Origin of the sequence: Bradyrhizobium zhengyangense (assembly GCF_022012435.1) — a bacterium.
Taxonomy (GTDB): domain Bacteria; phylum Pseudomonadota; class Alphaproteobacteria; order Rhizobiales; family Xanthobacteraceae; genus Bradyrhizobium; species Bradyrhizobium zhengyangense.
This window is the reverse complement of record NZ_JAKLUA010000033.1, coordinates 1-22062: the sequence shown is the minus strand read 5'-3', so window position 1 is coordinate 22062 and position 22062 is coordinate 1. Positions and strand designations below refer to the sequence as shown.

The 22062-nt window shown below is 59.1% G+C and carries 18 protein-coding genes and 4 pseudogenes; 10 read left to right on the top strand and 12 right to left on the bottom strand.

Annotated features, from left to right (window positions below; translation table 11 throughout):
- Nucleotides 1-324: 324 nt before the first annotated feature.
- Nucleotides 325-435 (top strand): annotated as a pseudogene (locus L6637_RS42935) (PEPxxWA-CTERM sorting domain-containing protein); the annotation flags it as partial.
- 194 nt (nucleotides 436-629) lie between these two features.
- Here the strand turns inward: L6637_RS42935 and L6637_RS40040 are convergent.
- The gene (locus L6637_RS40040) at nucleotides 630-827 is read right to left on the bottom strand and encodes a hypothetical protein (protein ID WP_237874196.1); all 198 of its coding nucleotides are present in this window, start codon (nucleotides 825-827) and stop codon (nucleotides 630-632) included.
- A 488-nt stretch (nucleotides 828-1315) separates the two neighbouring features.
- Between L6637_RS40040 and L6637_RS40035 the strand changes: the two genes are divergently transcribed.
- Nucleotides 1316-1507 carry a hypothetical protein gene (locus L6637_RS40035; RefSeq protein WP_237874195.1) on the top strand — a complete coding sequence of 64 codons (192 nt, stop codon included), beginning with the start codon at nucleotides 1316-1318 and terminating at the stop codon, nucleotides 1505-1507.
- Here the strand turns inward: L6637_RS40035 and L6637_RS40030 are convergent.
- On the bottom strand, nucleotides 1498-2181 hold the full coding sequence (locus L6637_RS40030) for a hypothetical protein (protein WP_237874194.1): 684 nt from the start codon (nucleotides 2179-2181) through the stop codon (nucleotides 1498-1500). The two genes, L6637_RS40035 and L6637_RS40030, sit on opposite strands and share 10 nt — an antisense overlap.
- An 85-nt stretch (nucleotides 2182-2266) precedes the next feature.
- Nucleotides 2267-2551, bottom strand: a complete 285-nt coding sequence (locus L6637_RS40025) for a hypothetical protein (protein ID WP_237874193.1) — start codon at nucleotides 2549-2551, stop codon at nucleotides 2267-2269.
- 369 nt (nucleotides 2552-2920) lie between these two features.
- On the opposite strand from L6637_RS40025, the gene L6637_RS40020 reads away from it, so the two are divergent.
- The 5 genes from L6637_RS40020 to L6637_RS40000 all read left to right on the top strand — a co-directional run bounded on the left by L6637_RS40020 (nucleotide 2921) and on the right by L6637_RS40000 (nucleotide 9843).
- Entirely contained in the window at nucleotides 2921-3625 is a 705-nt protein-coding gene (locus tag L6637_RS40020) for an alginate O-acetyltransferase AlgF (protein ID WP_237874192.1), read from the top strand.
- Between the two features lie 11 nt (nucleotides 3626-3636).
- Complete coding sequence (locus L6637_RS40015; protein WP_237874191.1) at nucleotides 3637-5016, top strand: MBOAT family O-acyltransferase; 1380 nt, start codon at nucleotides 3637-3639, stop codon at nucleotides 5014-5016.
- 11 nt (nucleotides 5017-5027) lie between these two features.
- On the top strand, nucleotides 5028-6080 hold the full coding sequence (locus L6637_RS40010) for an alginate O-acetyltransferase AlgX-related protein (protein WP_237874190.1): 1053 nt from the start codon (nucleotides 5028-5030) through the stop codon (nucleotides 6078-6080).
- Nucleotides 6081-6111: 31 nt separating this feature from the next.
- Complete coding sequence (locus L6637_RS40005; RefSeq protein ID WP_237874188.1) at nucleotides 6112-7056, top strand: alginate O-acetyltransferase AlgX-related protein; 945 nt, start codon at nucleotides 6112-6114, stop codon at nucleotides 7054-7056.
- An 87-nt stretch (nucleotides 7057-7143) separates the two neighbouring features.
- Nucleotides 7144-9843 carry an NfrA family protein gene (locus L6637_RS40000; protein ID WP_237874187.1) on the top strand — a complete coding sequence of 900 codons (2700 nt, stop codon included), beginning with the start codon at nucleotides 7144-7146 and terminating at the stop codon, nucleotides 9841-9843.
- Nucleotides 9844-11015: 1172 nt separating this feature from the next.
- On the opposite strand, the pseudogene L6637_RS42930 reads toward L6637_RS40000, so the two are convergent.
- From L6637_RS42930 to L6637_RS39970, 7 genes and pseudogenes are all read right to left on the bottom strand, one after another.
- A pseudogene (locus tag L6637_RS42930) lies at nucleotides 11016-11486 on the bottom strand (UDP-glucose 6-dehydrogenase); the annotation flags it as partial.
- Between the two features lie 47 nt (nucleotides 11487-11533).
- A pseudogene (locus L6637_RS39995) lies at nucleotides 11534-12310 on the bottom strand (GDP-mannose 4,6-dehydratase); the annotation flags it as partial.
- Nucleotides 12311-12903: 593 nt separating this feature from the next.
- Complete coding sequence (locus tag L6637_RS39990; protein WP_237874186.1) at nucleotides 12904-13893, bottom strand: PEP-CTERM sorting domain-containing protein; 990 nt, start codon at nucleotides 13891-13893, stop codon at nucleotides 12904-12906.
- A 659-nt stretch (nucleotides 13894-14552) separates the two neighbouring features.
- Nucleotides 14553-14633: pseudogene (locus L6637_RS42925) on the bottom strand (choice-of-anchor K domain-containing PEP-CTERM protein); the annotation flags it as partial.
- A 694-nt stretch (nucleotides 14634-15327) separates the two neighbouring features.
- Nucleotides 15328-15990 (bottom strand): hypothetical protein, encoded by a 663-nt coding sequence (locus L6637_RS39980; RefSeq protein WP_237874184.1) that lies wholly within the window; start codon nucleotides 15988-15990, stop codon nucleotides 15328-15330.
- Between the two features lie 847 nt (nucleotides 15991-16837).
- A complete protein-coding gene (locus L6637_RS39975) occupies nucleotides 16838-17002 on the bottom strand; it encodes a hypothetical protein (RefSeq protein WP_237874183.1) in 165 nt (54 codons plus the stop codon).
- A gap of 403 nt (nucleotides 17003-17405) precedes the next feature.
- On the bottom strand, nucleotides 17406-17807 hold the full coding sequence (locus L6637_RS39970) for a hypothetical protein (protein ID WP_237874182.1): 402 nt from the start codon (nucleotides 17805-17807) through the stop codon (nucleotides 17406-17408).
- Between the two features lie 518 nt (nucleotides 17808-18325).
- On the opposite strand from L6637_RS39970, the gene L6637_RS39965 reads away from it, so the two are divergent.
- Together L6637_RS39965 and L6637_RS39960 are read left to right on the top strand one after the other, a co-directional pair.
- Complete coding sequence (locus tag L6637_RS39965) at nucleotides 18326-18505, top strand: hypothetical protein (protein WP_237874181.1); 180 nt, start codon at nucleotides 18326-18328, stop codon at nucleotides 18503-18505.
- Between the two features lie 1167 nt (nucleotides 18506-19672).
- The gene (locus L6637_RS39960; RefSeq protein ID WP_237874180.1) at nucleotides 19673-19912 is read left to right on the top strand and encodes a hypothetical protein; all 240 of its coding nucleotides are present in this window, start codon (nucleotides 19673-19675) and stop codon (nucleotides 19910-19912) included.
- 300 nt (nucleotides 19913-20212) lie between these two features.
- Here L6637_RS39960 and L6637_RS39955 read toward each other — a convergent pair whose 3' ends face one another.
- Nucleotides 20213-20419 (bottom strand): cold-shock protein, encoded by a 207-nt coding sequence (locus L6637_RS39955; RefSeq protein ID WP_237874179.1) that lies wholly within the window; start codon nucleotides 20417-20419, stop codon nucleotides 20213-20215.
- Between the two features lie 422 nt (nucleotides 20420-20841).
- Here L6637_RS39955 and L6637_RS39950 point away from each other — a divergent pair, with 422 nt between their 5' ends.
- Nucleotides 20842-21228, top strand: coding sequence for a hypothetical protein (locus L6637_RS39950; protein WP_237874178.1), 387 nt, complete (start codon nucleotides 20842-20844; stop codon nucleotides 21226-21228).
- A 29-nt stretch (nucleotides 21229-21257) separates the two neighbouring features.
- Here the strand turns inward: L6637_RS39950 and L6637_RS42920 are convergent, their stop codons facing one another.
- The gene (locus tag L6637_RS42920; RefSeq protein WP_377803219.1) at nucleotides 21258-21419 is read right to left on the bottom strand and encodes a helix-turn-helix domain-containing protein; all 162 of its coding nucleotides are present in this window, start codon (nucleotides 21417-21419) and stop codon (nucleotides 21258-21260) included.
- Nucleotides 21420-22062: the final 643 nt, after the last annotated feature.

The following is a 22062-nucleotide window of genomic DNA, read 5'->3' as shown; positions in this document are numbered from 1 at the left end:
TTTAGCGAGAGCCTGGGGCTGCTCGTCAACGGCCAGGACAGGGGCACCGCGTTGGACAATCATAGCAGTCCGTACGGACAGGCGCATGATTTCGGCAACGTCAGTTTCGGCGACACACTCGTCTTCTACATCGACGTCAAGACGACCGGCCACACCTACTACTCCGACATCAAGATGAATTCCGATGGCGTGAACCACGTCTACTCGACGGCTTTCAATGGTGATGGGACGATCCCTGCCGGCACCTATGTGGGCTTCGAAGATCTCAGCCTGCATCAGACGTGTTGGACTGACAATAACTACACCGACGAGCAATTTGTCTTCACCGTCGCGTCCGTGCCTGAGCCATCCACGTGGGCGATGATGATTCTCGGGTTCGCCTGCGTCGGCTTCCTCACATATCGGCGTCGCAATTCGGCGATGCGAACCGCATAATTCGCTTCCCGAATGCACACAAGGCCGTCCTGACTCGACCTTTTTCCCTTTCTATTTCGAGATTTTTGAATCGGGCTCTGAGCCGCAGTGAGCTAACCAACACGGCTCAGGAAAGCTCCGCGCTCGAACTGTTTAGCTATAGCAGCGTAGCGACTGCCATCATATTGGCTGGGGCAAACTTCGAATCCCAACGCTCAGCTCAAATCCAACATCGCCTGCTGAAGCCATGCGCGGTGACGAAGCGGCCGCACCGAAATCGACTGCTCAAAACTGATGCCCGACATCAGCTGGCGCTCGGGATCTGCCTGAAGGCCGTCGAGATAGCGAGAGTGCGCCCGCCCCGCTACGACCATCGAGATCAGTACAAAGGCGAGGATCAGAAACCAACTCACAGAATATCCCCTTGCGCTTCAGACCGAAACTAGCTCACGCGCCGTTTGTTCCCGCCTGGATTAGGGCAGGCGCCGGTGTTCAATAGCGCAGAATCGTGTCGATCAGCGTGCGAATGCGTGTCAGCACTGTGCAAGTGGGATCACGGTTGCGATAGCCTCTGCCCCGTGGACTCAACCCGACCGATAAGCGCGAGCGAGAGACATCGAGCGGATCGGATATTTGTTGCCACGATTAAATCGACGGTGACGCCCGACTTTTTCCACGTAGCCAAAGTGGGCGCACGATCGCAGGCCCCCGGCGGCGTGGTGGAAAAACTTGAGGCGTTCCTGATATCTCAACGGACCTACGATTGGACCGAGCACCGGAGAGTCCCGTTCGCGAGCGTCAGTGTCACGGTCACCACGCGATTCGTCCGAACCGCAAATTCGCAAAGCTTTCGACTTGTCTCGCCATGCTTGAGCTGAATGCTAGCAGTGCCGATAGGCTGTTGGACCACAAGACTGCTGCGGGCGCCGAGATCGATTATCACCGAATTGAGGACCAGCGTGTCGCCGACGGCCAAGCCGGCAAAGCTTTTCTTTATCTCGACGAAGCCCGTTTCCGCGCGAAAATCACACCCAGCCAATCCAACCGTCAGCGCGGCCAAAACGGCTCGAGCTGGCTTCAGCCTCATGACTGAGGCGGAGTGAGGCTTTGGATGAAGAGCTTCAGTCCTTCCGAGGCTCCGCGTACGTCACCGGCGAGATTCCGGACCACCCTGACCATCTCGTCGGCGTTCTCGACCTCCAGCACCTCGGCAGCATAGTCGCCTCGGGTCTGCACGGTCTTCAGCAGAAGCGCAAATTCCTCGCTGGCCTTGGCCAGGTCATCCGTCGCTTTCACCATTTCGGCAACGTTCTGATCCCAGCGCTTCTGCAGGGCCTGCCGTTCGGGCGGCGTGAACTTGGTATCGCTGCGCATCTGCTCCTGCTTGGAGCGGGCATATCCAAGCGCGCGGGCACCAAGCTTCGCAATTTCGCCGTTGTCCGCGACCAGCCCCAGCGTCTGAGAGATCAGGGCTTGAAGTTCCTCGACCTGCTGCTTCGCGGCGTCGGGTCTGGACAAGGATTCGATTGTTTTCGCCTTTTCCTCAATTCTCTCGTTTACCCCTTCGAGGCTCTTGCGGACATCGCCCAATCGGCTGCGAAAATCGTTGAGCGGGGTGGAGGGGGCGGTTGCGGCCGCCGGCGACGAAGGACCATTTTCTGCGGCACGCACTGGGGTTATCGCGACTGCGGCCGTGCAAAGCAAAACGGCGCAGATGCTCCGCGCCAAGGACAACCTCGGCTGGCTGAGAATGAACCAATCGATCATCGCAAATCCCCCGGATCATTGGCAGCACGACTGCAATGTCGGACTGTCCCGGCCACGGCTGATCCTGCTGGAAAATTGCAGCGCATCACCACCAGAAATAGGGAAATACTCGATACTTCAACCGGGGATTACCGTAATAACCGGGGCCCTCATACGGGCCGTAGAAATTGCCGTCCCCATAGACCCAGCGTGCGACCGGCTTGCGGACCGGGGGACGGTAGCAGCGCCCACCCTCGTCGCAGATCACTTTGACTTGCTCGAGCGCAAGGCTGGGTGGAGGGGTCGTGGTTTGAGCCAGAAGGGGCGCCGCGGATGCCCCGCCTGCCAGCATCATCGAAAGACCGGCGATTGCTCTAGCCAGTTTCAGCATTGTCTTGCCCCTCGGATCCGCCCGATTCAAATTTCACAGATTAATAATCTTAATGGTCTCTCATACGCAGGACAAGGCCACAGGGATAGGCTTGGGGGCGGCTTGGCTGTTGCCACCCCCCTGTTGCGATCAATCTGCCACATCGGCCACCGATGCGGCGGCGCGACAGACCCGGAATCAAGCCAGCCGGCGGCCAGATAGGCCACGAAACCGCTTCGTCGGACCCAGGCGCTCCGCCCAAGGACATTGCTAACCAATTCCGTTTGCCATGCGAGAAGCGGTCGCGTCTGCGCTGATTTCCGCTAGCAGGGTTGGGTGCTATGTCTGAACTCAATGCACACCGCCTCCAATTCCAATTCCGATTCCGACATGGCCTCTCCCTCATCTTTCCGCGGTCACTTTTGCCTACGGCTGTTGAGCCTTGCCGCACTGCTATTGTTCTTCTCGATCGCCTTGGCGGCTCGAAGCCAGGGGCAGGAGATTCGCCGCCTGTACGCGACTAGACCGCCGGCGGGATATGCCTTCATCAGGATCGCCGCGTTGTCGGAAGGACCCCCACCTCGGGTTCAGGTCAATTCAGCGGACTTGCAGATCAATGAGGCCACGGGGGCAAGCTCTTACCGCGCCGTGCCCGCAAACGAGCCCTTGAACCTCTCGGTCAACGGCGCCGCGATCTCCAAAGACGTCGTGCCAGACGCCGAGGCATATCTCACCCTGGTGATCTCAAGAACGAACTCGACCTGGAACGTCCAATCCATTGACGAGGGCCAGAGCTCGAGCGACGGCTTGAAAGCCAAGCTGCGCTTCTTGAATCTCGTACCCGGATGTACGGCAACGCTCAAGATTGCAGATGGACCCACCATCTTTCAGCAAGCCCCGTTCGGCTCCGTTCAATCCCGAACCATCAACCCCGTAACCGCAAAGCTGGAAGGCTCCTGCGACGAAGGCAACGCCCCCCTGACGCTCCCTCAACTGCGTGCAGGCGATTACTACAGCATTTTCCTTCGCAAGGATTCCGAGCGGCTTCGTCTGACCGGTCAGCTGGATGAGACCGAGCCCTATCGAGAGCGCTAGGCCGCACGCGGATGGTATTCGTCAGCGATTCCTTCGTTTTTCTTTTTCTACCTGTATTTCTGCTCGTCTATGCGACTACCCCTGCTCGCTTCCGCAATGCCGCGATCCTGCTGTTTAGCCTGATCTTTTATGGCTGGTGGCGATTCGATTTTCTCCCGCTCCTCGTGGCCATCGCCTGCTGGTCCTGGGCGACAGGCCTCTGGATCGTCCGAAGCGCAGGAAGAGAACGTCGGATCGCCCTGCTCGCCGCGATCCTTGCGCCTCTCGCGAGCCTGATCTGGTTCAAATATGCCAACTTGCTCGCTGAAAGCGCTCTCGCCCTCGGCGCACCGATCGGGCATTGGACAGCGGTTCCGCTGCCCATCGGCCTTTCATTCTTCGTGTTTGGAGCGATTTCCTATTCAGTGGATGTCTTCAGAAAGACGGTCGCGGCAGAACCAAGCCTTGTGAATTACGCGACCTATCAGGCCATGTTTGGCCACCTCGTCGCAGGTCCCGTGGTCCGCTATCAGTCTGTGGCGGAACGGCTGACGTCACGCTCCTTCGATCTTGCGGAGTTCGCCGAAGGATGGCGTCGCTTCATGCTCGGTTTTGCGCAGAAGGTACTGCTCGGAGATACGCTCGCGCCGCTGGTCGATGCCGGCTATGCGCTACCGAACCCCAGTGTTGCGGACGTCGCCTTGACCGTCACGGCGTACACGCTGCACCTCTACTTCGATTTTGCAGGCTATAGCAGCATGGCTATCGGGCTCGGCCTGATGGTTGGGCTGAAGTTTCCGGAGAATTTCGACAATCCCTATCTGAGCAAATCGATCACCGATTTTTGGCGCCGTTGGCACATCAGCCTGTCGAGCTGGCTCCGCGACTACCTGTACATACCACTTGGCGGAAACCGCGTGGCCAAGGTTCGCTCCTATTTCAACTTGCTGGTGACGATGGCCCTGGGCGGCCTTTGGCACGGTGCGAGCTGGACCTTTCTGGCCTGGGGCGTTTGGCATGGGCTGGGGTTGACCGCAGCAAGACTTTGGGGCGCGGCCGGTGCGCCCGCGATCCCGGCCCTCGTCTCGCATCTGCTGACAATGATTTTCGTCATGATCGGCTGGCTGCTGTTTCGTGCTCAGGACTGGCAGGTGGCCGAAACGATGACTTCGGGGCTGCTCGGATTCAACGGACTGTCCTTTTCGTCACCGATGACTGCGGCGGCGCGACCAACTGAATTGCTGACGCTTTGCCTTGGCCTGCTCGTCGTCTACGCGCCAGCGCTGCCCGACTACCCGCTTCGGCGCCATATCGCCCGTCCATCGTTCGAATTGGCGCTGCTCTTATGGCTATGCGCCTTGTGGACGATGCAAAGCCGCACCGTGATTCCCTTCCTGTATTTCCAGTTCTAGGCACGTGCGCGATGATCAGGCCTCTCCTCGTACTCGCAGTGATCTTTTCAGGGCTGGCCGCCGTGCTGACCAGGGGCCACGGAGCGCTCGGCGAAGTGTTGAGAACGACGACCGTAAATGATCTCACCGATGGCCATTTTGCCCAGCACGTCGACAAGGCGATCTTCAACGCGGTGCCGCGGAGCACCACACTCGACGGCATCATAACGGGTCTGGAGTATCGGGTACTGGGCGACGCCGGACCACAGGTCCACGCCGGCTGCGGTGATTGGCTCTTTACCATGGAAGAGCTGCGAGCCGAACGCCATGACCGCGACAACATGGCTCTTCGTGCAGAACTGCTCCGACGGTTGACGCGCGCAATCAGGCGGGCTGGCTCGCGTCTCATCATCGTCCCGGTCCCTGACAAGGCTGAGCAGGTGGAAGACAAGCTCTGTGGGGTCGCAGCAGTGCAATCGGAGTTACGAAATCAATTTTGGAAAGAACTCGACCATGTCGAAGGTGCGGTTGTGGTCGATCTTCGCAATGACTGGCCGAGGCCGGGCTATTGGAAGACCGACACTCATTGGGATCAGACTGGCGCGCGCTTTGCCGCAAGACAAATCGCACAGGCTGTTGCGCACGTGCTCGGTCCTGGCCAGGATGCGGTCAAACTGGTCGACGGGCCCCTACGACAGCGCACAGGGGACCTCGCACGACTGTCCGGACTGACTGACGCTCCCCGGTCGCTCGCGCCCGAGTCCGAGCAGGAACGAGAGGTAAAGTTGGATATCTCTCGATCAGGCGGACTGCTCGATGACGCCCCGGAACCGCAGATCATTCTTGCCGGGTCGTCCTTCTCATTGAACTCTGGGTTTTTCGAGTACCTTCAGGCCTCTCTCTCCAGGGAGGTGGCGCAAGTCAGTCAGCCCGGCGGAGGCTTCGCCGGCGCCCTGCTCGGGACCCTCGACAAGCGAGCCGTCAGCTTAGAGAAGATCAAGGCCGTGATATGGGAGTGGCCGATGCGGTCTTTGGTTTCCCCACCAAGCGAAGCCGAAAAAAATTTCATGCGCCAAACCAGGTGATCCAGTGAGGCCGAACGTGACTCGATTGATAGTGGCAATTGCAGCCGTGTTTCTTGCTCTCGCGCCGTCCGCCATGGCGCACGATGCGGTCCTGGAGGGGAAATCCAACTGGCTCTTTGCCGGTTGGGAAAGTCTTACGGCCGCTCGCCCTGATGCCGAGCAAGCGTCCATCAGGCTTATTTCGGACGTCGGACGCCTCCTCGCCCAAAGAAACGTCAAAGTGATCGTGGCAATCGTCCCGCTCAAGCCGCGCTATTATGAGAGCCTGCTGCCCGATGGATCAACGATGTCCGACATCGTTCGGGGGCGCTATGATCGGGAGCTCACCGAACTTCGCGCTGCCGGGGTCAATACGCCCGACCTTCGGGATGCCTTCAAGACCGTTGTGGCCGACAAGAAGGAGGTCTTTTATCGGACCGATTTTCACTGGACGACGTTCGCTGCCGAAGCAACTGCAGATCTCATCGCCGGTGTGATCACCTCGCAGGGACCGCTCCCCGGCAACGCCGGAAGCGGAACGCGGCTCGGCGAATGGATGAGTGACCGGCATCTTGGCGATCTCGCCGCCAACTTTCTGCCTCCGGAGCGCAAGCGGGCCATCGGTCCGGAAACCTACGTCATCCGGGCCGCCACTAAACCCGCCGCCGGACTGCTCGACGCAGATCCCTCACCGGTCGCCGTCGTCGGCAACAGCTTCGTGCAGCCCTATTTCGGATTTCCTCAGCGCCTGTCCAACAAGATCGACAGGCCGGTCGCCTTGAAGTGGAATCCCGGGGATGTCGGGCCGTGGGCGACACTGCTGCAATATCTCCAATCGAGTGACTTCTCGACGGCCTCGGTCAGACATCTGGTTTGGCAATTCAACGAAGCGCAAATCCAGAACGGGCCCGACGCCGTCGGCGAATGGGCTTCGCAGGGTATTTCCACCCCGGCCGAGTGGCGCGCCAAGGTTACGGACGCTCTAAGAAATCGATGAAAAGCTTAATTTTCTCTGATAAGCCGCCTGCTGACTGAAACTGCTGAGAAATTATCGAAGCAATTGCGCCACACAGCTCGGAAAATCATGAGTTTTGAAGGTCTTGTTGAGGCCAGACATGAAATTCCGGTTCCGCCAAATCGCCCCCTCCGGTACTCTCTACGACGTAAGTTTATTCGCCTGCTGGGGGCCATGTTTACTTGGAGTGCTGAACGTCCGGGACGACGTAAGCTGCGGGCTGCGGTCGGCGGACTTCTTCTTTCGCTTGTCTTAGGCTGTCCAGCCGACGCCCAAACCGCTGATCCGGATCGTCCGCCGGAAGGCGAAGCCTACACCTCTGCCGAAGAGGCATATAAGGCATTTGGACAAGGCAACTATCAAGCGGCCGCGAGCCAGGCCGCTGCATCTGTCGCGCTGCGGCCTGATATCCTCCGCTTACGATTGCTGCTGATCGACTCGTTGATTGCCGCAGGAAATCTCGCATCGGCCGATCAGGCGACTGCGGCGGCCATTGCGACTTTTGCCTCGAACCAGGAACTCGAATCCCGGCAAGCCAGCATTCGCCAGCGCCTTGCGCAGGAGCCGGCTGGTGAGGGCTATAAGGCGCTTGAACGGGGTGACACCAAGGCGGCGATACGCGCTGCTCGCAAGGCTGTGGAATACGGGCCGGACCTGATGTCCTACCGCCTGCTCTTGCTCGCGGCCCAGCTCGCTGACAATAGTCTTGCAGGGGCCGCCGAGACCGCATCGGAGGCGATCAAGCTCGATCCGGGCAACTACGTGCCGCTGGTCTGGCGGGCCTACATTTACCAGAAGCTTGGCAACAGGACCCTCGCGGTAGCCGACTTTAATGCGGCACTCGGTCTTCCTGATCTCACCGACACGGAGAAAAAGCAGATCCGATTAATTGCGGCCGACGCAGCGCTTGCGTCAGGTGACGCCCGAGCGGTCCAGAGCCTGCTTCAACCATATCCGAAAACGGACCCGCTGGTTGTCACGCGGATCGGCGATGCTGATGCCGCTGCCGAAGGCAAGGCGAGGTTAAAAGGCGACGGCAAGCTCATGCCGATGCCCGTGCAGGATTGTCGCGATACGCCTTATGGCTCGGTGTGCAGTCTGCAAGCGCCGCTCGTTCAAAGCGTGGCTACGCCCATCGACAAGAAGGCCGAGGGCATCGAGGCGGCTGGAAAGGCGTACGAGGCCAGCCGAGCCAAGAACTACGGCGTTGCGATCGAGGAAGCCAAGAAGGCGATCGCGGACGCCCCCGAGATCGCCAGCACCCGACTGCTGCTGATCAATCTGCAGCTCACGGCCGGCCGGCCGGCCGAAGCCGAAGCCACAGCAAGCCGTGCGATCGCGGAAGGCGTGGCTAGCGCCGAGATCTACGCCCAGCGCGGCTTTGCGCGTGGCCGCATCGGCAATGACACCGGCGCGATGGCGGATTGGGAGACAGCACTTGCTCGAGGGCTTCCAGCCGAGCAAGTTCGGAATGTCCGCCTGGCCCTGGTCGATACCGCGCTGAAGACCAAGGACCCGAAACGGGCGCTGCGCTTCATGCCGCGCGCGGGCCTTGATTATGAATTCACCATCCGGCGCGCCTACGCCTATCAGGCGTTGGGACGGAAGGAAGATGCCTTGCGAGACTTTAGGTCGGCCGAGCGCCTGTCGGTAACCAACGTTCAACGTGATGGCGCTGTCCAGGCTCAGATCAACACGCTGCTGGAGCTCGATCGGAAGCCCGAAGCACGGGCGATCTTCGATGCAGCTATCGCTCGCGGCCAACTCCGGTCGATCAGGGACGCGGACGTGGCCTATATCGGCGTTGCCGTCGGCAACGATAGGGTGGCGCTGGAGCTGTTTGATCGCGCGAAAGCCAATGGCGCGCTGCCGCCGCGGGCGACCATCGACGCGGGCTACACCGCCATGCGGCAGTTCCAGAATCCGAAGGCCGTCGCCTATCTGAAGGAAGGCATCGATGCAAAATCGGACGGGCGCATCAACATCGATGACCAGAAGCTGTTCGAGACGCGGCGGACCGTCGCCGATTTGACACGCGTCTGGGGGGTCAACAGCTCGATCTCCTACGGCAAGGTTGGATCAGCTCCCAATCCCTTCCTGACGATCAACTCGCCGGCAAGCACCTACACGTCGCAACTGGGATCCGAGATCTATTACCGGCCCGAGGAGTTCGGAAACCGCAACGGCGCACTGTTCGAAGTTTTCGGCAGGGTATTTGAGACGCTATACGATCAAGCCGGCGGTCCCACCGGACTGCGCACGACCCAGGGCATGGCCGGCGCACGGTGGAAGCCGTTCTCCGACCACAACCTGGTCCTCGAAGTCGACAAGCTGTTCCGGCTCGGCGACGCAGCTCGCGACGATACGCTGCTCAGAGCAGCCTATTCCTACACGGTGGGGACCGATTTGCGGGCGATCGATACCCACTGGCCGACCTGGTACATTTACACCGAGGTCGACCGCTTCTTTGAGAAGACACAGCTGGTTGGCCTGTTCGAGGGACGCTTTGGTCACAGCTTCCGGCTCGATCCGATCAGCAGAAACCTGGTGTTCTTCCCGCACGCCGTCATTGCGGCCAGTTATGACGATTCATTCGCGGTTCGCGACGCTTACTCCGCCGGCCTCGGTGGCTCGATCCGCTACTGGTTTGGCGAGACGAAATATATTGCACCTCCCTCATACTGGGAGCTGACGTTGCAATACCGGTTCCGGCTCGCGGGCGACAAGCGTGCCGAGGGCATTTTCGCGCAGACGTCCATCAATTATTGAGCAGCCGGTGCCTGAAAGCGTGCGCTCGATCCGAGCGAGCGAAGTCACGGCGTTACTTTGCGTAATGAACTCTTTCGCCCATCGGAGTCTCAATCAGCCGGGGCGTCAGCGCGACGTCATCAACCTGTCAACAGTTCGACTTTCGAAGAACTGCCCCTCGGCGGTTCTTTTCTTGCCATTGGCTCTAAGCCCCAAAGACCCACACGATTCCTGCGGTAATTGCCCAGAGCCAGGCAACCATCCCGACCACGAGGGACGTGACGTAAAGCGAACGCATTTTTCAAATCCTCAGTGCCGATCAAGGCGCCAAGTGCCCGCCTCGAGGACACGCTGCCTCAGCCGCAAGACCTCAAGGTAGCGTGCTGCTATGGTTTCACCGAGCGAAGGCGGTCGCTTTGACATTCGCTTGGCCTTCTTCAATTCACGGGATTTGTGCCCCTTGGGAAAAGCAGTTTTCATGAAAATCTCCAGCATCCAACAAGAAGCAAAGCGCGTACCAAGGCGTTGAACCACGACTTACGAAGGAATGTCGGTCACGCGAGCTTCAGCGTGGTTCAGTCAAAAAATCCCGTGGGTCGGTTCAACATGTAAGAAATCCAGCCAAGCAATCGACCCAGCAACACTGTTCCACGTGAGGAACACCACGCACGAAAAATTCGGGCGTAGATAATGTGCTTCGTGGTGCGGTGTTGCCAGCAAAGCCTAGCGCTGTGGCGGAGTTTTCGTCAATTCGATTCTCGCGATGGACGCAAAATGCCGCGTTGGGCATGAATGGCCGTCCATCAACACGAACAGGTACGATGTGCGTGAAGGTGCGAGGGACGCCCGGGCGCGAAGCCTGAATGCTACGAAAGTTTAGCAAGACCATTTGCGGGTGACCGAGCCAATCCTTTTGTAGGACGCGCCGTACCTGAACGGTTCCCACTAGTGTACCAGGGCCACTGATCCACCATCCAGAAATGCTGTCATCTGGCGGACTCTTCCGCTCTCGGATATCGAGCTTGCCCCCCCGTAATCGAAGCGGCCGGGACTGTGGGTAATTGGAAGCCTCCCCGACAGTCGCGGCGAATCTGGGATCGAACATCGGAATGTGAGCGCAATTTGCAGGAAGGGTCGATCGCGCGAGATACGTTTTGGTTTGTTATGTCGCCATCGACGCCACAATAGCTTTGCTTGAAGTCTTGGATCGGGGCGCCGTCGCGCAGAAATTGGGGATTTGAAGCACGACCACATCGGCTTTCGGATCGGTTTCGCGGATGATGCGCTCCATCTGGTCGCTCCCGCCGGGAACCGTTGACTTCGTCACCACCATGGTGAAGGAGAGCACCTGCGCAATCTCGCCCGCGCACGGCATAGAAGATCGGCGTGGCCGTCGCGGCGCTGCAACGGCCCGCTGGCCACGTGAACACGGCGTCCGCCTCCCGCACTCGCTGCGCAAAATCAGTTGGTCAAGTCGAGCCACTTGGCCTCACATTGGTGGCGACCAGCGCGCCCAACCTAGCTCGAGATCAGGATCTCGCCGCGATAAAGGGTCGCAAATTGCACGCGGCCTTGTCTACGCACGTTTCCTCGGGATCGAAATCCGCAAAGCACGCCATGGACACCAGACCCCCATAGCACGTGCTGATCGTGACAATTCGCATAACACCCGCTCCTTCGGTTAACGGCGTCGTAGCGCATCTCTATGGCAGGCGAAGGACTGTTCGACCATCTCGCGGACCGACCGCGTCTCGCCGGTGGCGAGCACGAAATCGTCGGGCTTGTCGGCTTGCAGGTTGTTGATGTGCATGCCCTCGACGTAATTCTTGGCATGGCCCCAGTCGCGCTTGGCCTCGAGATTGCCGACATACGGCATTCGTCGAGCCCAACCGCGATCCGGGCCATGCCGCGAGGGATCTTGCGGGTGACAAAGGTCTCGCCGCGGATGGGGCTCTCAGGGTTGAACAGGATGCCGTTCGAGGCAAACATGCCGTAGGCTTCGCGGTAGTTCACCGTTGTCCAGCAGCCGTAGAGCTTGGCGATGCCGTAAGGCGAGCGCGGATGGAACGGCGTCGTCTCCTTCTGCGGGATCTCCCGCACCGGGCCGTAGAGCTCGGAGGTCGAGGCCTGGTAGAAACGAGTCTTTCTCCACGCCGAGGATGCGGATCGCCTCCAGTAGGCGCAGCACGCCAATGGCATCGGCATTGGCGGTGTATTCGGGGCTCTCGAAGCTGACGGCGACATGGCTTTGGCCGCGAGGGCGGATCTGCTGCACCAGGCGGATCAGATTGGTCGAGTCAGTCATGTCGCCGTAATGCATCAGAAACGGCACGTTGCCAACAAGCGGGTCCTGGTAGAGGTGGTCGACCCGCGCCTTGTTGAACGAGAATGACCGCCTCTTAATACCATGCACGACATAGCCGAGCGACAGCAGACGTTCGGCGAGCTAAGTGTCGCCCAGTCCAGAGACGCCGGTGATCAGAGCAATGGCTCATTCATATTCGAATCCTCAATGCGCACCTGTTCGAACGCATCAAGAGATGGGTCCCCCCGCAAGTACGAGCGCAGACTTGTCAAGAAAGTTAAGCTCGGTAATCATCCAGCGCAACAACGGGCATTCCCAGAGCGGGATCCGTTAATTGCTAACAATCGCTTGCGATTTCCTTCGCTGTGCCTGAGCGCTCCATTTGGCAATGATGATCCTTGGTTTCGCAAGTCTCGGACTTTTGCCATCGCCGGCACAGGCGACAGAGGCCGATTGCGGCCGCTTAATTTGCGACGGACTTCTGAAAAAACTTCAAAGGCTGCTTTATTGTGTGTCCGCCATCAGCGATCCCACCAGCCTCGTTACCGACGCGGAGAAACGCGAAGCAGGCACTTTGCTCAGTGATCACGCAGCGGCTTCGCCTAGCGCTCAGAACGCCAAGAGGTACTCCGCGATCTACCCGCGGCGACTGCTCACCCGCCCGCCAACTTCGATTGCCATATTTCGAAGCCGAGAACGGCAACCGCGACACCTACGTTGAAGGAAGCTCGCCGAGGCTGGGGCGGCAACTGATGCAGGTGCCGATGATTCCATAGTCAGGCCGTAGCAAGTTGCGCGGCTTGGCCGCGGCGACAATAGGCCATGAAACCAAGCCCAAAGAATCCCGCAATCATCATAATCCAAGTCGAGGGCTCAGGCACGGCCGCGGTGAACTGTACTTCGCTCAGCATGATCCAGGGCTCGAGGCCTGAACCGGCCAACAAATCGCCCGTCTGACCGCCGGCAGCCTCGTAGCGGAAGCCGCTGCTATACGGACCGGAATCGGGATCGCACCATCCAACGCACTTGGACGTGTCGTAAGGATGGGCCGGATCGAAGCCCTTTACGTGGTCATTGTAATAGTCGATGCCATCCTGCTGTAACGGACCTCGATCGAGCGTCAGGCTGAACAGCGAATCGGATGAAATGTGGCCGAAGCCGCTCAGCGTGACCACGCTAGTAAAAGCGTTGAGCGACGTCATGCTCATTGTCGCCGAAATCGGTTTGCCGTTGACGTCGAGCAACACATCCCTCGGTGCGGCGACCAGACCGTTCAGATCGCCAATGGCCGGATTGTTTGCCGCAACGTAAAGCGCGATCGAGCCGACATACTGCCCGCTCGCCAAGTGAAAAGTGATCGTCGGATCCTGGTACTTCCAACCGACGTATTGGTTTGGCCCTGTATAGAACAGATTACTGACGTTTCCGGTCGGGCCGCTTACAACGGAATACACCTGCGTTGCTATGACGCCGTCGGTCAGAATGCCGGTGCCACCGATCAAGGGGGCGTCCTTTGGCGCCGCGTTGTTCGGGACTGACTGATTTGAGCCGTTCTTGCTGGCGTTCGGATCGGGCGAGGCCTGACCGGTCTTCGTGTAGCTGAAGTCGAAATAGTTATAGCCGAACGTGAACTGGGTCGCACCGTTCCCGTTGTTCATGTCGTAGCTCGTCACATTCACAAGGGCTGCGGACGCTCCAGTCGTCAGAAGGCAAACCGTCAGCGGCGCGGTCACGAGTGCAACGAGCAGATTTCGACGAAGGGGCATTTCCCGGACTCCGGCTCCGAAGGCAAATCAGGAGCTAATAATTAAATATTACTACTTGGAGGTTGCAGTCAACGTGGCTTGCATCAAGGTTATCGCTTTCACCCGTAATGATTAATTTCCGCCGGTCACATCCCCGTGCACATGTATAATCTGGCCGAAATGAAAGGCGGGTGTTGCCCATTACGGTAGAACGACTTCTGGGCGAAAAGGCAGGGTTATGGCTGCGAAGGCGCTCGTCGACGGTCGAACTGTTCGGGTGCCGGAGACCTAAGTCTGCCTGCAGTGAGCGGGTTCACAGTCGGCGCAAAATTGTTTGAATAGCCGTCCTCTTCCAGCCTTCGGAAGGCAAAGAAGCCACGATCGGTGACGACGATGTGGCCCTTCTCGATGAGACCATCGTTCATCATCATCTCAGATGCAATACGGGCCTCCTCTTGTGGCGTCGGAGGCAACCTTCGGACGCGCTCTCCGACCTCCACGGCCCCGCGTAACCCAAGGCCAACCCCATTGCTGCGGAGATGCAAACCTTCCGCACTATGGAGCTCCGGCGCGGCCCCCCGTGCCGCATACCGCGAGCTCCTAAAAAGAAAGCCGCCTTGCGGCGGTCTTTCTAACAACAGCGAACTCTCGCGATCAGGCGATGCGGGCCGTGGCCTCAACTGCCGGCGATAGGCTAAAAATCCAACGCCAAGGAAGCCAGTGATCATCATAGGCCAGATGGACGGATCCGGCACGGCGGAAACATTGACGTCGCCAATGACCGGTCCAAACGCACTGCCGGCGCTGTCCTGGCTGGCGAAGGTGAGCGTCACCGGTCCCAACAGCAACGAGACGTTGTTCAGATAATCGTGATAATCGTAGCTGTATCCCATGTTGCTGTGATTATCGGCGTGGTCACAGTAAAGCTGTAGGACTTGCTGGCACTTGCGAGCGTTACCAATACGCACTTCACCCCGGTCCCACCATCAGGATTGCCGGCGAGAGCAAACGAAAGGCTATAAAGACCGGCGGTCGGAAAGTTCAGTATCTGGCTGATAGACCCGCCTAATAGTAACGGTCCAGGTCAACGCTGCCACTTGTAGGATCCATTGGGTGAGTGCCAATAGCCGCCAATCAAATCCAAGCCACTGCTGTCACTGTCCAGGGCCCAAAGGACGGATCAGCAGAGTAAGTGGTGAAGCTTCCGCCGCCCGCGGGATCCGAGAAGTCACCATCGAACACGATGTTTGCACGCGCCGCAACCGATGTCAGCGAAACCGCAACGACGGCCACGGACAGCGCCTTGCATGGTCTAAAATTCTCTCAATCATCTGACCACGAGAGCTGTGCGACTTTTTGATGGGTCAATAACCCAATCTTTCCATCATTCCGCGCGCTGAACTAAGCAAAAAAGAAGCCGCCTCGCGGCGGTCTTCTCAGCAAGACTCACCTTGCTCACACAAGACGTAGGCGCGTTCCCGAGTTGCGACGATGCGCCAAGAAGCCAAGGCCCAGAAAACCTACGATCATCATCGCCCAGGTCGACGCTTCAGGTACGGCTGTCAGAACCACGTTGTCGAGGATCGGGCCCACGTTGGTGCCGACCCCAGGATTGAGGGGATTGATAGCCGAGAAGGTCAACTCGCCGGCTTGGGTCGTGGTGAAGGATACGGAATAATGCTCCAGCGACGCTCCCGGCGTGACCGACGAATCAACGGTCGGCGTGAGCGTCTGACTGAAATTACCGAGGGCGAAGTTCAGGTTCTCGGTGATGTAGCTGTGATTGTACGTGTAAGCGCCGAAATCGAACGACAGCGTATAGGTGCCAGGGCCGAACGCCGCCGAGCTGATAGTGCCGAGCTGCAGCGTTGAGCCATCCAGATCGACGTAGGTGCCGTTGCCGGGATAGAAGTCCCAAGAACTGCCGGCGCCGATGACGTCCACGGTGCCCTGCGTGACGCTGAAGTTCGACCCGACATTGGTCGCATTCAGGCCTTGGGGCACGCCGTTGAAGTTTTCAGACAAAACAACCGCAGCCTGCGCTGGCGCTACCGCGACGAGCGCGCCAATCACGATAGCCGCTGCGCAGCCAAGTGCGCGCCCGTGACCAAACTTCATTTAATTGACCTCATTTAATTCGCGAATACCATTGAATTAATCCCTTAGATGACGAAGCGCAGTACGTCAAGCCAAGTCAGTAATAATGCCTTAATCTATTCACGGATTGGATTGGCCAGGCCCCGCACGCGTGAGAATTCACCATCTGAAGGAGCGCCGCCCCGCGATCTGACCAATGGCCCGCCCGGGGCGCGGCTCAAGGTCACGATGCCGGTAAGAACCCGTGTCGTCTGGGCTAGGCGCCCTGCCGTGAGGACCGCATCTTTGCCATCCCGAAGCTGACGGTATTGGCGTATCTATTCTCCCGGTCTGCGCGCAATGACGGGGCTACCGTAGACACCTGACTGTTTGCAGATCGATGGTTGGCGGCCTGACCATTCTGATCGCCCGAGCAAGGCTCGGCATCCAGCATGATTTCAACAGACGAGTTCAACGCCGCGAGCAAGGCGCTCGTGAAGGAGTCAGACATTAGTTATTCTCGAAAAGGTTTTCGCCCCCTACCGGAACCGTCGCATAGCATCGTTCCGCGACGAACGTAAGGCGAAGCTGTTGCGCTCTGACCTCACGTTTCAAAAAAAGCGGAGATGCTCACTGGATCGACTGCGGGCTCTCAAGAGACAGTCATATTGCGGCGCACTGGGGCACCGGAGCCTTCGGCATTGGGATGCAGCTGGCTAAGCGGGCTCCCGAGCATTTCGTCAAAGCGAACGCGGGGCCGGCAATCTGAAACCCCCTCAGACCCCGATCATCCACGTCAGACCCGCAAACAACGCCCACAGCCAACTGGCCAAGGCAAGGGTACAAGCGGCGACGTAGAGCGATGACGCGAACTTACGCCCAACGCGTTTCATCGACTGGACCTTTCCGCTTGAGCCTCGGACAGGCGTTGCCGCAGGCGAAGGATTTCCACGTAGCGCTGCGAGATATTCGCAGGTGCGGGCTTCACGGCCGGCTTCGCGGGCTTCTTGGGCTCTGGATGGGACTGCGTGGTCTTGGAAATATTGGATTTCATTTGCTATCCCTCCTCTCAAATACGGTCGAATATCGAGCAAGCCTTGTGCCAAACAAATATGATGCACACCGGGGCTTCGGCAATTGGTCTGTCGTCCATCTAGCGGGGTTCGATAACGCTCGCGTGACCGTTTGTCGACTGGCGGATAAAGGCGCCGAACTACTGCGTTGCCCAAGAGCAACTGCGGCGAAAGTAGCCTGGCGATCGGGCGGCCTCAAGGCTGGCGCTGGCACGCCCCGCCTGCGGCGGCTGGCGGCCGTGACCCCGCCCGCTCACCGGTCTGTTGGCTTGGGCAAGCGCTCGGTCGGGGACGGAGCGCGACGAGATGCGCTCGCTCAGTTCAGCGCGTAGCAATTGGAATGCCACTTCTGCCGTCGTGCGATCGTCGTGTTGAGGATGGCGATCAGGTGATCAGCTTGCGCATGCAGGCGACGACGGTAACTTTCGGCTCCGTCCCTTTGGCAAGCAGGCGCCGATAGTAGTCCTTCAGAACGGGATTATTAAGCGTGGCGCGCCGACACAGGGCATGTAGATGGCATTGCGGATCCAGCGGCGGCCCCCTTGATGTGACGCTCGCCTCGTCGCTTTCCGCTGTCATCATCATAGGGAGCTCGCCGATCAAGGCCGCGGCGATCTCGCACCTGGCCAAGCTCTGGCATGCCTGCGACGAGATTTGCGGCGCTCCCTCGGCAAACCCCGGCACACTCTCGATAATCTCGGCGGGCTCAGCAAAATCTGGCGTTGGCCTGATTTTGGCGTAGATGGCGGCCTCGAGCTTGGCAATCTCGCTGGCGAAGCTCTTCAAGATGCGGGCATCGGTTTTTTGAGCCAACCCCGGCGCGGCATGTTCGCTTTAGCCTATTAGGCGAAGGCTCGCATCGATCCCCTTCCTGTCTGTTCGGTTTGATCCCGTGATTTTGCGTTTGGGTCCGAGCTTTGGTCCAGACGCCGCCCTGCTCTCGCTCGCCGGCCGCACGATCATCCCGGCTTAGACTGTGGACCTGCTTGCTCTTCCACTCGTCGTGAAGACGCTTTGCTGGAGGCTTGGTCGATCTGAATGAATTCGACCGCTACTTTAGCGAGCCTGCGCTTTGCACGGTCCTTTCCAGTCCCCAAAGCCGATCCGTGATGCCAGTTGAGCAAATTCTGGATCGGGCATCCCGGCCTGTACCGGCTTGCCCCCTACAGTGCTGAAATGCTGGGACGTTTCCCAGGCTAGGCGGCTTGTCGTCCCCGCCGATCCCCCATCGTCCCGACCGGTTGGGTAGCAATTTGGGTAGCAATCTCTGCCCGAGCGGCCTCGACCGGTTATAAGATCGTGTCATGATCGGTTCGATGAAGGACGAGAATCATATGTTGTTCCGCTGCCCGTGCGGAGCGGCGTACAGAATTGTGCCGAAGGAAATTCCGCTGGGCAGAGCGGAGGTAATTTTCTGCGAGTGCGGCCGCGCCCTTCAGGACAAGCACGGCACTCGTTATTTCGACTACGAACGGGTCGACTAGGCTACGGGCCTTCAACGGACCGCCTTTCACACCCACGACGCGCAGTACCTCACGCTCGTTGCGAGCTACCACAGATCGACAACTTGACTCTCGTCGGCGGCGCGTTTCGATAACGCCATGCCAAGCCCTTGACGCAGGGACCGCACCGAACTTGATGGCCGCCCGCTCAAGATCACGCTAGGCGACCGCCGGTCGACTGACGTGCGCGACTAAACGGGGAGGGTAAGGAGGCTGCCCTCCAGTCGCGATTAACGCATCACTAATTGCGCGAGAGGATTCGACCGGGACTTTCTGCGACAAGTTTCAACAATTCTATCTCTCGTTCGTACCTTCGCAGTCATGGAAAATCGCAGCGTACGCCGGCGGCGCGTCTACAAAGCCGCCATGATCGAAATTCCGGGTCGCGCTTTCAGCTGCGTCGTGCGTGACCTATCGGACAGCGGCGCCCACTTGGAGGTACCGAGCCTATGCGAATTCCGCACGAGTTCGTTTTGAAAATCCCGACGGAATTGCAGATGCGGTGCCGGGCTGCATGGCGCTCGAATAAGCGGATTGGGATCGCCTTTGCCTTCGGCGAGGCACCAGACGATATGCCCTATCAAAGTTCGGGAGCAGCGCTCCCGTTTCGGCCCAGCTCCTGGAGCTCCGCCAGCGTCCCCCTCACGGCGTCACACCCACGACAGAGCACCGAAGCTGTGTTGGATGCTCCGCAAGGTGGCAGTATGACGGATAGGCTACCGCACTGGTCGCAGACGAACTTGAACCTTGGCTGATCTGAGATGGGAGTGACGGTCATGTGGCCAGCTTAGCGGCCCGACTTTAAATATTGCCCTCGCAACTAAGCCGAAGTTTATCTTTCAGCTTAAGACGCCTTAAAAGGGGTGGCCCCAGCGGGGCGGCTGGGGCCATTTGGGGCTCCAGCTTCAGGGGGGCAGGTTGACGCCGGAGCAAAGACCTAATCTGCCAATTTTCCAGTTGTTCCTAATTCGGGTCATGAAAGCCCATCGGCTCAAAAACCGGTAGGTGCCGAGTATTTCCAGGCCGTAACTCGAAGTCAAAAAAACGCCCGCCCGTTTGGAACTACCACTTTTTCCTGCTGTTGCTCGTCTGCGGGTTGGCCGGCTTTCATGCTCTACGAAAGCCGCAGCTGCCTAAAGAGGGGCTTCGATGATCAAGAAGAAAAGACCTATTCAGCAGTCCGCGACCATCCGAGCAGAGTGTCGTGCATCGGTCGAAAACGCGATGCGAGAACTTGAGGCGCTGGAAAAAGTGCTGAAAGAGAACCGTAAACAGATGCGAGCACTGTGGCTGACGCGTGACGCCTTATTAGCTGAATGCCGCAGGCCAGCGGCCAACCGTTCAGACGCTGCCGCTCAGCCATTGCAGACTGATGGCCCGCCAGCGTGAACCGGCGCCCCTCAACGCTTGTACTGTTCCTAGCGAGCGAGACTATTTGCTCTTCAGTAGGTCGACGTAGCGAACATGAAGGGTGACATAGCGCTTCGACCCATCGAGCAGCACCTTGACCTGACTTGCCGTAGCGCCGGGTCCGAGAACGATCCCTTTCTTGCCACATAGCCGAGGCCCCGCAGATGGGGCAACGACAATTCGTCGACCGCCAAGCAGCTCATTTTTGCCAACGGATAGATCGGCCGCTTTCGGCAGGTTACGGTTCGTGCCGCGCGGCAGAGGATCAAGCGCGCCGCGTCAACCGATACGCAAATTTTCAGCCGACACCTTGCCACTTCGCCCTGTGACGAGCTCGTAACTTATCCTTGCGCCTTCAGCGAGACCGGTAAAGCCTGCCTTCTGGACAGCAGAAATGTGCACGAACACGTCCGGACCGCCGTCTTGCGGCTCGATAAATCCATATCCTTTGGTCGGGTTGAACCACTTAACAGTGCCGAGCGCCACGTCAGGAATCTCCTTTCAGAACAAGTGGCCGAACATAATTTGGCGCCGGATCGTCGACAAGAAAAACCCGCCGGCCTCCAGCAGCCGGCGGGTTATTTAATGCCCATGCGTAACGCGGTACTCGTCACCAATCCGCGATGACGAATCATACCGGGATAGCAGTTGACGACGGGTTACCGCTTCAGCCGCCGGCGGTGCGTCATCAGCGCCGCCGGTCGCGCTTCCTGTGGCGGCAAGACCGCTGGTAATGTCGAGATCCAGGGCGAGGAAAAGCGCCGCGCGCGAGTTGGTAGGCCTTCCGACCGAAAGCTTTCGCCCGCTCCAGTCTCGCGGCTCGCTCCCCGCGTGGCATACGGCTGCGCCTCATAAACTGGCTAACAATATTTCTCGACTGAAACATTGTTAGCCAGTATGCTGGCCGCATGACCAAAGGTCTTCAGGACAAAATCATGGAAGTGCTCGCCAACTTCCCCAGCTACGAGCAGACAACCGTCGGAGATCTAAGTGGATGGGCGATGCCGGGAGACATCCGAAAGCAGCTTGGACGCGAGAACACAGCAGCGACGCGAGTAGCACTCTCCAAAGCTCTCAAGCGACTTCATGAACGCGGCCTGGTGGCGCGAGCGTCCGGAGAGATAGCCGCTGTTGGTCAGGCTTTCCGATATGTACGCATCACCGATCCCAAGAACGCCGGCGCTGGCAACACCAAGCCCGGCCTTATAGCGCAGCGAGCCAAGCGAGTGTTTAAACCGCGGCCAAGGGCGAAAATAGCCAGCGCTCTCGAGTTCGGCCTAAAGGCGAAGACGTGATGGCTCTAGGCCAACCTGGCCGTGATAGGTCAAACAATCGGCAACTGTGTGAAGAATTTACCGCTTGTCCTGCTCGCTCGCCCCCGCTGCCGCTGGAAGCGCTGGAGGCGAGCGTAAACCGAATGACGCGTCCGCCCTAGCCGTTCTCCGATTTCGACGGCGGTGGCGCCAGCGCTGAGAAGGGAGATCAATTGATGCTCCTCTTCTGCTGACCAAGGTCGGCGCAAATTGCGGCTCTTCGTCAACGTAAGCCTCGTCAGAGCGAGAATTCGATTGGGTTAATCAACCCGAGGCGGCGCCGGCGAGCGGCTTGGCTCAGGCGATCTATTGTGCCGTACCATCCATGCCGCCAGACGAGCGTAGCTTCGCCTGAGCGCCGGCACAAATCACACGGTCGCATCATCCTGATCCATGGCTACACACCATAGTCGGCGAACGTTTCCTAATGGTTGCTGGCTTCTTCTCGACAAGCGGGCATGCCAACGGCAAAGTACAGGCGCCGGATCGGGTGACGGGGAGCCACTGAACCGACTTCAGAAGTTCGTTGGGCAGGCATCTGCGGCGAGCGGCCGGGCCGCACCGCGTACCCTTCGATGCCACCGGTCTGCCGGAGCCGGCGAAGGGGCTGGACTGGCGGCCCGTTGCTGGCTTCAGCGCGGCTGATGAGGTCTTGGCTGACGCCGGCCTAAAGCCGATTTTTGAAGCAGCGATTAAGCGCGGCTACGCACTCGTTGCACCGGCAGCTTAAATCGCCTGCTGTCGCGCGCCATGGAAAACTGCCCCCTCGGCGTCATGAGGAATTGCCCCCTCCTTGGATAGCCGAGGAGAGAGCGA